The organism is Cupriavidus sp. R6-3, from assembly GCF_059772245.1.
Genome location: NZ_JCBAJO010000158.1, coordinates 1 through 11,185, shown reverse-complemented (window position 1 = coordinate 11,185; position 11,185 = coordinate 1). Strand labels below are relative to the sequence as shown.

General features: G+C 68.3%; 10 protein-coding genes. 8 read left to right on the top strand and 2 right to left on the bottom strand.

The window, feature by feature from the left end; all coding sequences use genetic code 11:
• The 3 genes from AC6EI8_RS19400 to AC6EI8_RS19390 all read left to right on the top strand — a co-directional run.
• Positions 1-613 (top strand): hypothetical protein (locus tag AC6EI8_RS19400; protein WP_498382645.1); only part of this gene is annotated, 613 nt, incomplete at its 5' end.
• Between the two features lie 35 nt (positions 614-648).
• Positions 649-852, top strand: coding sequence for a DUF465 domain-containing protein (locus AC6EI8_RS19395; RefSeq protein ID WP_149318886.1), 204 nt, complete (start codon positions 649-651; stop codon positions 850-852).
• Between the two features lie 79 nt (positions 853-931).
• Entirely contained in the window at positions 932-3,208 is a 2,277-nt protein-coding gene (locus tag AC6EI8_RS19390; RefSeq protein ID WP_255650721.1) for an ATP-dependent DNA helicase, read from the top strand.
• Positions 3,209-3,445: 237 nt separating this feature from the next.
• Here AC6EI8_RS19390 and AC6EI8_RS19385 read toward each other — a convergent pair whose 3' ends face one another.
• The gene (locus tag AC6EI8_RS19385) at positions 3,446-4,279 is read right to left on the bottom strand and encodes an outer membrane protein assembly factor BamD (RefSeq protein ID WP_149318885.1); all 834 of its coding nucleotides are present in this window, start codon (positions 4,277-4,279) and stop codon (positions 3,446-3,448) included.
• A 16-nt stretch (positions 4,280-4,295) separates the two neighbouring features.
• Between AC6EI8_RS19385 and AC6EI8_RS19380 the strand changes: the two genes are divergently transcribed.
• Both AC6EI8_RS19380 and pgeF read left to right on the top strand, forming a co-directional pair.
• Positions 4,296-5,537, top strand: a complete 1,242-nt coding sequence (locus AC6EI8_RS19380; protein ID WP_265632327.1) for an RluA family pseudouridine synthase — start codon at positions 4,296-4,298, stop codon at positions 5,535-5,537.
• Positions 5,534-6,448 (top strand): peptidoglycan editing factor PgeF, encoded by a 915-nt coding sequence (pgeF, locus tag AC6EI8_RS19375; protein ID WP_498382644.1) that lies wholly within the window; start codon positions 5,534-5,536, stop codon positions 6,446-6,448. Before AC6EI8_RS19380 ends, pgeF begins: the two co-directional genes overlap by 4 nt.
• A gap of 104 nt (positions 6,449-6,552) precedes the next feature.
• Here the strand turns inward: pgeF and AC6EI8_RS19370 are convergent, their stop codons facing one another.
• The gene (locus AC6EI8_RS19370) at positions 6,553-6,870 is read right to left on the bottom strand and encodes a hypothetical protein (RefSeq protein WP_226106521.1); all 318 of its coding nucleotides are present in this window, start codon (positions 6,868-6,870) and stop codon (positions 6,553-6,555) included.
• 314 nt (positions 6,871-7,184) lie between these two features.
• On the opposite strand from AC6EI8_RS19370, the gene phaC reads away from it, so the two are divergent.
• The 3 genes from phaC to AC6EI8_RS19355 all read left to right on the top strand — a co-directional run.
• Positions 7,185-9,017: a class I poly(R)-hydroxyalkanoic acid synthase gene (gene phaC / locus AC6EI8_RS19365; protein ID WP_150083070.1), complete on the top strand. Its 1,833-nt coding sequence runs from the start codon at positions 7,185-7,187 to the stop codon at positions 9,015-9,017.
• Between the two features lie 188 nt (positions 9,018-9,205).
• Positions 9,206-10,384 (top strand): acetyl-CoA C-acetyltransferase, encoded by a 1,179-nt coding sequence (locus AC6EI8_RS19360; RefSeq protein ID WP_149318882.1) that lies wholly within the window; start codon positions 9,206-9,208, stop codon positions 10,382-10,384.
• A gap of 98 nt (positions 10,385-10,482) precedes the next feature.
• Positions 10,483-11,185, top strand: a 703-nt coding sequence (locus AC6EI8_RS19355; RefSeq protein ID WP_498382643.1) for a 3-ketoacyl-ACP reductase, incomplete at its 3' end; no start/stop codon positions are given.

Sequence of the window (11,185 nt, the reverse complement as noted above, 5' to 3'; positions counted from 1 at the left end):
CTCGGGCGAACTGCAAGCGCCGCGCGACTTCGACGCCGAGCGCAAGGCCGTGGCCGACTCGCGCGCCTGGACCAACTACCGCTTCGCGACCGCCGAGCGCGCCTGCTACGACAAGTTCTTCGTCACCAACTGCATCGAGCGCGCCAAGGAAACCCAGCGCACCGAGCTGGCCGTGCTGCGCGAACGCGAGCTGGAGATCGGCGAGGCCGAGCGTGCCTTCAAGGCCGCCAAACGCGATCGTGAACAGGCGCTGCGCCAGGCCGAGTACGAGGCCAGCCAGCCGCAGCGCGCTGCCGACGAACAGGCCAATCGCGCCGAGTTCGAACGCAAGCAGCAGGAGCAGAAGCTGCGCGACGCGCAGCGCCAGGCCGAGGCGCCGCAGCGCGCCGCCAATGCCGCCGAGTACCAGCAGAAGCAGGCCGACTACGACGCGCGGATGCGCGAGGCCCGCGAGCGCGGTGCCGAGCAGGCCCGCCAGCGCGCCGAGAACGTCAAGGCGTACGAGGCCAAGCAGCAGCAGGCGATCCAGCGCCAGCGCGAGGTCGAGGAGCGCCGCGCCAAGGCGAGGGAAAAGCAGAGCAGCGGCGAGTCGCCGCGGCCGTTCGGCTTCTGATGATGGACGTCGCCGGTGGGGGAGGCCAATGGACGATGGACCGCGATCTGAACACCCTCGAACGCCAGATCATCGAATTGCAGATCGAGCACCGCGATCTGGACTATCTGATCGACCGGCTGTCCGGCGAGGCCGGCCACGATGAACTGCAATTGCGCCGGCTCAAGAAGCGCCGGTTGAAGCTGAAGGACGCCATCACGCTGCTGCAGCTGCAGCTCGAGCCCGACGTACCCGCCTGATCCCCCGGTCCGCGATCCCGCGGGCCGCCATGCCAGCGCCGCCGGCCACCGCCTGCGGCGCACCGAATTCCTGCCAGCCTTGTCCGATTCCGATCTCTCCCATCCCGGCGACGATGCCGCCGGTCCCGCCATCCAGCCGGACGCCGCCGACGCGCGCGCCGCGGCGCTGGCGCGCATCTTCGCGCCGACCGGCACGCTGGCGCAGGCCATCGACGGCTATCGGCCGCGCGATGCGCAGGCGAAGATGGCCGCCGCGGTGGCCGATGCGATCGAGGCGCACGACACGGTGATCGTCGAGGCCGGCACGGGCACCGGCAAGACCTTCGCCTACCTGGTGCCGGCGATGCTGTGGGGCGGCAAGGTGATCCTGTCGACGGGGACCAAGAACCTGCAGGACCAGCTGTTCCTGCGCGACATCCCGACCGTGCGCCGCGCGCTCAATGTGCCGGTCTCGGTCGCGCTGCTCAAGGGCCGCGCCAACTACGTCTGCCATTACCACATGGAGCGGGCGCAGTTGAACGGGCGGCTGGCGTCCAGGCAGGACGCGGCGTGGCTGCGCGAGATCGCCAACTTCGCCAAGACCACCTCGTCCGGCGACAAGGCCGAACTGGCCAGCGTGCCGGAGAACGCGCCGGTATGGCAGCTGGTGACCTCGACCCGCGACAACTGTCTCGGCACCGAATGCCCGCACCACAAGGAGTGCTTCGTGATGCGGGCACGCAAGGAGGCGCAGCAGGCCGACCTGGTGGTGGTCAACCATCATCTGTTCTTCGCCGACGTGGTGCTGCGCGATACCGGCATGGCCGAGCTGCTACCGGCGGCGAATACGGTGATCTTCGACGAGGCGCACCAGCTGCCGGAGACCGCGACGCTGTTCTTCGGCGACAGCCTGTCGACCAGCCAGCTGCTGGAACTGGCGCGCGATACGGTCGCCGAGGGCCTGTCGCATGCGCGCGATGCGGCCGACTGGGTCGGCATCGTGGCGCCGCTCGAGCGCGCCACGCGCGATCTGCGGCTGGCCTTCGGCAAGGACAATGTACGGCTGGCGCTTGGGCAGATCGAGGCCGACGCCCGCATCGGCGAGCCGTTCTTCGACACGCTCGACGCGCTGGAGAAGGCGTTGAGCGATGTGGTGGCGCTGCTGCAGGGCCAGGCCGAGCGCGCCGAATCGCTGGAGCAGTGCCATCGCCGCGCGCTGGAGCTGGCGCAGCGGCTGGCAGCCTGGCGCGACGACAGCCCGGCGCCGCAGCCGGCGGTTGAGGCGGGCGGGACGGGCGCCGAAGCGGTGCAGCCGGCGTTGGCGGCGTTGTCCGAGTCGGCGTTGTCGGGGTCCGCGTCTTCGGGGGGCGCATTGTCGGAGCCCAATGCAGCGCGTGGGGAATCGATTGCAGGGGCGTTGCCCGATGCGGCTGCCGATGCCGCTTCAGGGTCTGCGTCCGCGTCCGCTTCGGCATCCGACGCGGCGGCCGCCTCCACGCCGGCCTGGAACCCGCCCGAAACGGTGCGCTGGGTCGAAGTGTTCTCGCATACCGTGCAGCTGCATCGCACGCCGCTGTCGATCGCGCCGATCTTCTCGCGTCAGCGTGCCGGCCATCCTCGCGCGTGGATCTTTACCTCGGCGACGCTGTCGGTCAAAGGCAATTTCGCCCACTATGCCGCGCAGCTGGGGCTCGACAAGGATCGTTCGCTGTCGCTGCCCAGCCCCTTCGACTACGGCGAGCAGGGCCTGCTGTATGTGCCGCGCGACCTGCCGGCGCCGCAGTCGCCGCAGTTCACCGATGCCGTGGTGGCCGCCGCCTTGCCGCTGATCGAGGCGGCCGGCGGGCGCACCTTCCTGCTTTGCACCACGCTGCGCGCGGTGCAGCGCGCCTCCGATCTGCTGTACGAGGCGTTCGCCGAGCGCGGGCTGCAGCTGCCGATCCTGGTGCAGGGCCAGGCCAGCCGCACCGAGCTGCTCGACCGCTTCCGCGAGCTCGGCAATGCGGTGCTGGTCGGCAGCCAGAGCTTCTGGGAGGGCGTCGATGTACGCGGCGAAGCGTTGTCGCTGGTGGTGATCGACAAGCTGCCGTTCGCGCCGCCCGACGATCCGGTGCTGGCCGCGCGCATGGAGGCGCTGCAGAAGAAGGGGCTGAGCCCGTTCGCCGTGCACCAGCTGCCGCACGCGGTGATCACGCTGAAGCAGGGCGCCGGCCGGCTGATCCGCTCCGAGACCGATCGCGGCGTGCTGGTGATCTGCGACACGCGGCTGGTCGAGAAGCCCTACGGACGCCAGATCTGGCAGAGCCTGCCGCCGTTCAAGCGCACGCGCGAGCGGGACACGGTGGTGGCGTTTCTGGAAGGGTTGAAGAAGGCGTAGCAGAAGGCGTAGCGGCGCGGCGGCGAGCGCGGTCCGGTGCCGCGCTCAAACACGAGCGGTAGCCGCCTTCAAGAAAAGCGGCCCGGTGCCGCCTCGGGACACGACCGGATGCCGCCTCCAAGCGAGGCATGGCTACCGCCTTCAAACGGGGTCCGGTACCGCCTCCGAAAACAAAAAGCCCGGTTCGGTGAATCGAACCGGGCTTTTCTCATGCCTGTCGCAGTGGCGTCAGATCGTTCAGAACAGCTTCCACCACGGCTTGTCCTTCTCGCGGCGCTCGCCGTACTTCATGAAGTCGCTGTTCGGGAAGTTCATCTCCATCACGCGCAGCGTGTCGTCGCGCAGGTCCTTCATGCCCAGCGCTTCGTACGAACGGATCATGATGTACAGCGCTTCCTCGTTGGCCGGCGCGCCATCGTATTCCTTCAGCGCCTGCTGCGCGCGGTTGACCGCCGCCAGGTAGGCGCCGCGGCGATAGTAGTAGCGCGCCGCGTGGACTTCGTGCTGGGCCAGCGAATTGACGATGTACTGCATCCGCGCGGCGGCGTCCGGCGTGTACCGGCTTTCGGGGAAGCGCGTGACCAGCGTATGGAAGGCGTCGTAGGCCGCGCGCGCCGCCTTCGGATCGCGCTCGCTCAGGTCCTGGCCCGAGAAGCGGCCGAGCCAGCCGAGGTTGTCGTTGAAGTTGATCAGCCCCTTCAGGTAGTACGCGTAATCGACGCTGGGGTGATTCGGGTGCAGCTGGATGAAGCGGTCGACCGAGGCCAGCGCGGCGGCGGTTTCGCCGTCCTTGTAGTTGGCATAGGCCGTATCGATCTGCGCCTGCTGCGCGAACCGGCCGAACGGATAGCGGCCCTCGAGTTTTTCGTACAGCTTGACCGCGCGCGGATAGTCGCCGCTGTCGAGGGCGTCCTTGGCTTCCGAATATAATTTGTTGGCTGACCAACCCGCCGTTTCGTCGGGTTGTTCCGAGAGCAGGCCGCATGCCGACAGCATGACGCAGCCGCCCGCGAGCAGAATCGCTCCAAATCTTGCGCGCCAACTGGCGCGTCTCATGCTCATCGATTGCATGGGCAACCTATTCCGGATGAAAAAAAGCGTCAAGCATTATAGCCCAAGCCCCTCGGTCGCCAGCCCGCAAGCGGCCCTCGACGGCGAGGCCGCACGCGATGCGGCGGTCGAAACCGAGCTGGAAGATTTCGACGAGCTGCCCGCGGCCGCACTTGTCGAGGCGGAAAGCGGCGCCGACATGGTCCCCGTGGTGCTGGAAGTCGACAGCGCCGCACACGGAGAACGGCTCGATAAATTATTGGCCCGCCAGCTCAGCGAATTCTCGCGCAGCCGCATCCAGCAGTGGATCGACAGCGGCGCGGTGACCGTCGACGGCGCGGTGCGCCGGCCGCGGGACAGCGTGCAGATGGGGCAGCGCATCGAGGTCAGGCCGCAGGCCGCGCCTGAAACGCTGGCCTTCACGCCCGAGCCGGTGCCGCTGCAGATCGTCTACGAAGACGCGGCGCTGCTGGTCATCGACAAGCCGGCCGGCCTGGTGGTGCATCCCGCCGCCGGCAACTGGAGCGGCACCGTGCTCAACGGGCTGCTGCATCGCGATCCGGCCGCTGCCTCGCTGCCGCGCGCGGGCATCGTCCATCGGCTCGACAAGGAAACCTCGGGCCTGATGGTGGTGGCCCGCACGCTGACCGCGCAGACCGATCTGGTGCGGCAGCTGCAGGCCCGCACGGTCAAGCGGACCTATCTCGCGCTGGTATGGGGCGAGGCGCCCGACGAGGGCACCATCGATGCGCCGATCGGACGCGATCCGCGCGAGCGCACTCGCATGGCGATCGTGCATACCTCGAGCGGCAAGCCCTCGCGCACGCATTTCCGCACGCTCGGCGTGGCGCCGCTCGGACGTGGTTGTGTGTCGATGGTGATGTGCCAGCTCGAGACCGGACGCACCCATCAGATCCGCGTGCATTTCGAATCGATCGGTCATCCGCTGCTGGGCGACCCGGTCTATCACCGCGCCACCCAGCGCGGCCAGCGCCCGGCCATCAAGGCGCCGCTGCCGGTGCCGTTCGAACGGCAGGCGCTGCATGCCTATCGGCTCGGGCTGGTGCATCCGGTCAGCGGCAAGCCGATGTCGTGGCGTGCGCCGGCGCCGGACGATCTGCAGGCGCTGATCGACGCGCTCGACTTCACTACGCTGGAAGAGCGCGATCGCTACGACGACGAGGACGACGACGATTGGGACGGCGTGTTGTTCGAGGGCGATGAGGGTGGCGATGACGAAGATGACGACGATGGCGACGATGGCGAGGGGCGCGCATGACGGGCGCTGACGACGGCCGCCTGGCGCAGTTGGTCCCTGACTGGCCCGCGCCCGCGCGGGTGCGCGCGTTGTCTACCACGCGCATCGGCGGCGTCAGCCGCGGCCCATACGGACTGGCGGATGGCAGTGCGGGTGGGCTCAATCTCGGCACCCATGTCGGCGACGATGCCGACGCGGTGGCGGAGAATCGCCGGCGCCTCCAGACGTGGCTGCCGTCCGCGCCGCGCTGGCTGGAACAGGTGCACGGATGCGCGGTGGTGACGGCCGATGGTGTCGAGGTCCTCGATGGCGGCCAGGGCAGCGATGGGGTCAATGGCGTCGATCGGGTCGCTGAGGACTATGGCTCAGAGGCCGGCAATCGCCCGGCACCGGACGTGCCGCCGCGCGCCGATGCCAGCATCAGCACGACGCCGGGGCAGGTCTGCGCGGTGATGACGGCGGACTGCCTGCCGGTCCTGCTGTGCGATCGCGCGGGCACGGTCGTCGGTGCCGCGCATGCGGGCTGGCGCGGCCTGTGTGCCGGCGTGATCGAGGCCACGCTGGCCCGCATGGACCGGCAACGCCCGGACACCGGATCGCCGCCGCAGTGGCTCGCATGGCTCGGTCCCGCGATCGGGCCCGATGCCTTCGAGGTCGGCGCCGAAGTCCGTTCCGCGTTTCTCGAGCGGGCCTTGACGCACGAGCGCGATGCCGTGGAGCAGGCGTTCCGGCCCGGCGCGCCCGGCAAATATCTGGCCGACCTGTACGCGCTCGCCCGCATCCGGCTCGCGCGCGCCGGCTGTGTCGACGTCTACGGCGGCGATGCGTGCACGGTCAGCGATGCGCAGCGCTTCTACTCGTATCGGCGCGATGGCGTGACGGGACGCATGGCGAGCCTGGTCTGGCTCGAGCCGGCATCGAAGGAAAAATAAGAAGCGGCCGGGCAAGGGGCAGCGCAGGAAGCGGCCGGGCAAGGGTGGAGGGCAGCCGCACCGAATGCAGCTGCTCTATTGTCCGGACGACATGACATTTGATGTCACGACGCGCCGCCGTCCCGCGGTGTCGCTGGCGCAGGCTTGGCGGCCCGCTGTGCCGCTGGTGTTGCGACGTCTTCGGTTGCCCGCTTTGCAGCCGGTCCCGCTGGCGGTTCCGCAGCCGGCGCTGCTCCCCGTTCCGCAGCCTGTTCCGCGGCCCGCCGCCGCTTCCGCCGTCCGGGCGTGCCGAGGATATAGAGCAGCAGCGCGACCGGCCCCACGCCATACAACAGGAACGTGGCGATCGCGGCCACCACCGTGTGTTCGGTGATGGCCATCATCAGCGCGACGTAGAGCCAGCCGATCGCGACGATATACATCGGAATTTCATCCTCTTCGTGGACACTGCCGGGCGCGTCATCGCCGGCCGCGGAGCGCCTTTGCGTCAAGACGTTTCCCGCATTGACAGCGTCATCGTTGCAAGGCAACAATGCCCCGGACGGCGAGTAACTGTGCGGCCCGCAGCGCCCCGCACCACGGTATGCCGTGGAAAGCGCGCTGGCCGTCATTCGGCAAGCATACCGCACGCGCTCCGTGGCCGGAGGAGCGCGACGCGTGCCGGTTCTCCCGGAGCGAATCGCAGCACGGCGCTCCGGGCCGGCTCACCCATCAGACGGCAGAGAGACACGACATCATGGCGACCGGCAAAGGCGCGGCAGCTTCCGGACAGGAAGAAAAGACCACACCGTTTTCATCGACGCCGGGGCCATTCGATCCAGCGACATGGCTGGAGTGGTCCAGGCAGGCCCAAGCCAATGGCCGCGCGGCCGGCGGCATGCCGGGCGCGGAAGCGTTTGCCGCGCTGGGTGGGTTCCCCGGCGGCGCATTTCCCGGCGGCGCATTCCCCGGTGCCGGATTTCCCGGCGCTGCATTTCCCGGTATCAAGATTGCCCCGGCCCAACTGGCCGAGATCCAGCAGCGCTTCATGCAGGGCTTCACCGACCTGTGGCGCGCGATGGCGGCCGGTGACCAGCAGCAGGTGCAACTGACCGACCGGCGCTTTGCCGGCGATGCCTGGCGCAGCAACGCGCCGTATCGCTATGCCGCCGCCTTCTATCTGCTGACCGCGCGCGCGATGAGCGAGATGGCCGACGCCGTCGAGGCCGATGCCAAGACGCGGCAGCGCATCCGCTTCGCCGTGACGCAGTGGGTCGACGCGATGTCGCCGGCCAATTTCCTCGCGACCAATCCCGAGGCGCAGCGGCGGCTGATCGAATCGAACGGCGAATCGCTGCGCGCGGGCCTGCGCAACATGCTGGAGGACCTGACGCGCGGCAAGATCTCGCAGACCGACGAATCCGCCTTCGAGGTCGGCCGCAATGTCGCGGTCACCGAGGGCGCGGTGGTCTACGAGAACGAGTACTTCCAGCTGCTGCAGTACAAGCCGCTGACCGCCAAGGTGCATGCGCGCCCGCTGCTGATGGTGCCGCCCTGCATCAACAAGTACTACATCCTCGACCTGCAGCCCGAGAGCTCGCTGGTGCGCCATATCGTCGAGCAGGGCCATACCGTGTTCCTGGTGTCGTGGCGCAATCCCGATGCGAGCATGGCGGCGCGTACCTGGGACGACTACATCGAACACGGCGCGATCCGCGCGATCGAGGTGTCGCGCGCGATCAGTGGGCAGGACCGCATCAACGTGCTGGGCTTCTGCGTCGGTGGCACCATCGTGTCGACCGCGCTGGCGGTGATGGCCGGCCGCGGCGAGCGTCCCGCGCAGAGCCTGACGCTGCTGACCACGCTGCTCGATTTCTCCGACACAGGTGTGCTCGACGTCTTCGTCGACGAAGCGCACGTGCAGTTGCGCGAAGCCACGCTCGGCGGCGCGGCCGGCGCGCCCTGTGCCTTGCTGCGCGGCATCGAGCTGGCGAACACGTTCTCGTTCCTGCGGCCGAACGATCTGGTCTGGAACTACGTGGTCGACAACTATCTGAAGGGCAATACGCCGGTGCCGTTCGACCTGCTGTTCTGGAACGGCGACGCGACCAACCTGCCGGGTCCCTGGTATTGCTGGTATCTGCGCCATACCTACCTGCAGGATGAGTTGAAGGTGCCGGGCAAGCTGACCGTCTGCGGCGTGCCGGTCGACCTGGGCAAGATCGACGTGCCGACCTATCTGTACGGTTCGCGCGAGGACCATATCGTGCCGTGGACCGCGGCGTATGCATCGACGCGGTTGTTGTCCAACGACCTGCGCTTCGTGCTGGGTGCCTCGGGCCATATCGCCGGGGTCATCAATCCGCCGGCGAAGAAGAAGCGCAGCCATTGGCTCAACGACGACCTGCCCGACAGTCCGAACGACTGGTTGGCCGGCGCGACCGAGGCGCCGGGCAGCTGGTGGCCGGACTGGTTCGCCTGGCTCGGCAAGCACGCCGGCGCGAAAAAGGCGGCACCGACCCAGTACGGCAGCCGCGACTATCCGGCCATCGAGCCGGCGCCGGGCCGCTACGTCAAGGCCAAGGCCTAGGCAACCGGGGCAACGCGAGAGGGGGAGAACACCGGACCGGCAAGCCGCCCAGGGCGACCGCCTTCATCGGCCGCTTCCCGTCCGCGCCCCGGCATCGACATCGACATCGACATCGAAACCGACAGACATCGACATCGACATCGACTTCCTGAATCCGCAGTATCCGTATTCCATTGAGAGGACTGAACATGACTGACGTTGTGATCGTATCGGCCGCACGCACCGCGGTAGGCAAATTCGGCGGCTCGCTGGCCAAGGTGCCGGCCCCCGAACTGGGCGCCATCGTCATCAAGGCCGCGCTCGAGCGCGCCGGCGTCAAGCCGGAGCAGGTCAGCGAAGTAATCATGGGGCAGGTGCTGACCGCCGGCTCGGGACAGAACCCGGCGCGCCAGGCGGCGATCAAGGCCGGACTGCCGCATATGGTCCCCGCGATGACGATCAACAAGGTGTGCGGCTCGGGCCTGAAGGCCGTGATGCTCGCCGCCAACGCGATCGCCTCGGGCGATGCCGAGATCGTCGTGGCCGGCGGCCAGGAGAACATGAGCGCGGCGCCGCACGTGCTGCCGGGCTCGCGCGACGGCTTCCGCATGGGCGACGCCAAGCTGATCGACACGATGATCGTCGACGGCCTGTGGGACGTCTACAACCAGTACCACATGGGCATCACCGCGGAGAACGTGGCCAAGGAATACGGCATCTCGCGCGAGGCCCAGGACGAGTTCGCGGTCAGCTCGCAGAACAAGGCCGAGGCCGCGCAGAAGGCCGGGCGCTTCGACGAGGAAATCGTCCCCGTGATGATCCCGCAGCGCAAGGGCGAGCCGCTGGCCTTCGCTACCGACGAGTTCGTGCGCCACGGCGCCACGCTGGAGAGCATCGCGGGCCTGAAGCCGGCCTTCGACAAGGCCGGCACCGTGACCGCGGCCAACGCCTCGGGCATCAACGACGGCGCCGCCGCGGTGGTGGTGATGTCGGCCGCCAAGGCGCGCGAGCTGGGCCTGACTCCGCTCGCCACGATCCGCGCGTTCGCCAACGCCGGTGTCGATCCGAAGGTAATGGGCATGGGCCCGGTGCCGGCCTCGCAGCGCTGCCTGTCGCGCGCAGGCTGGAGCGTGCAGGACCTGGACCTGATGGAGATCAACGAAGCCTTCGCCGCGCAGGCGCTGGCGGTGCACAAGCAGATGGGCTGGGACACCGACAAGGTCAATGTCAATGGCGGCGCGATCGCGATCGGCCATCCGATCGGCGCCTCGGGCTGCCGCATTCTGGTGACGCTGCTGCACGAGATGAAGCGGCGCGATGCGAAGAAGGGCCTGGCGTCGCTGTGCATCGGCGGCGGCATGGGGGTGGCGCTCGCCGTGGAACGGTGAGGAGGGGTGTGCCGGCGGGCAGGGTGTGGATGCGGGCGGCATGGCGCCGTCCGTGCGGCGCGCCGGCGTCGATAACAAGAATCTGATCAGGAGTGGATATGACTCAGCGCATTGCATACGTAACGGGCGGCATGGGCGGCATCGGCACCGCGATCTGCCAACGCCTGGCCAAGGAAGGCTATCGCGTGGTCGCGGGCTGCGGCCCCAATTCGCCGCGCCGTGAACGCTGGCTGGAACAGCAGAAGGCGCTCGGCTTCGACTTCATTGCCTCCGAAGGCAATGTGGCCGACTGGGATTCGACCAAGGCCGCGTTCGACAAGGTCAAGGCGGAGGTCGGCGAGGTCGATGTGCTGATCAACAATGCGGGCATCACGCGCGACGTGGTGTTCCGCAAGATGACGCGCGCTGACTGGGACGCGGTGATCGACACCAACCTGACCTCGCTGTTCAACGTCACCAAGCAGGTGATCGACGGCATGGCGGATCGCGGCTGGGGCCGGATCGTCAATATCTCGTCGGTCAACGGGCAGAAGGGGCAGTTCGGCCAGACCAACTACTCGACCGCGAAGGCGGGCCTGCATGGCTTCACGATGGCGCTGGCGCAGGAAGTGGCGACCAAGGGCGTGACGGTCAACACGGTGTCGCCGGGCTATATCGCTACCGATATGGTCAAGGCGATCCGCCAGGACGTGCTCGACAAGATCGTGGGTACGATCCCGGTCAAGCGCCTGGGCCAGCCGGAGGAGATCGCCTCGATCTGCGCCTGGCTGGCCTCCGAGGAATCGGGCTTTGCCACCGGTG

Coding starts and splice junctions, on each gene's coding strand:
- AC6EI8_RS19385 (WP_149318885.1), bottom strand. CDS start 4,279: ATGCAATCGATGAGCATGAGACGCGCCAGTTGGCGCGCAAGATTTGGA.
- pgeF (WP_498382644.1), top strand. CDS start 5,534: ATGACGGGCGCTGACGACGGCCGCCTGGCGCAGTTGGTCCCTGACTGG.
- phaC (WP_150083070.1), top strand. CDS start 7,185: ATGGCGACCGGCAAAGGCGCGGCAGCTTCCGGACAGGAAGAAAAGACC.
- AC6EI8_RS19360 (WP_149318882.1), top strand. CDS start 9,206: ATGACTGACGTTGTGATCGTATCGGCCGCACGCACCGCGGTAGGCAAA.
- AC6EI8_RS19395 (WP_149318886.1), top strand. CDS start 649: ATGGACCGCGATCTGAACACCCTCGAACGCCAGATCATCGAATTGCAG.
- AC6EI8_RS19380 (WP_265632327.1), top strand. CDS start 4,296: ATGAAAAAAAGCGTCAAGCATTATAGCCCAAGCCCCTCGGTCGCCAGC.
- AC6EI8_RS19370 (WP_226106521.1), bottom strand. CDS start 6,870: ATGTATATCGTCGCGATCGGCTGGCTCTACGTCGCGCTGATGATGGCC.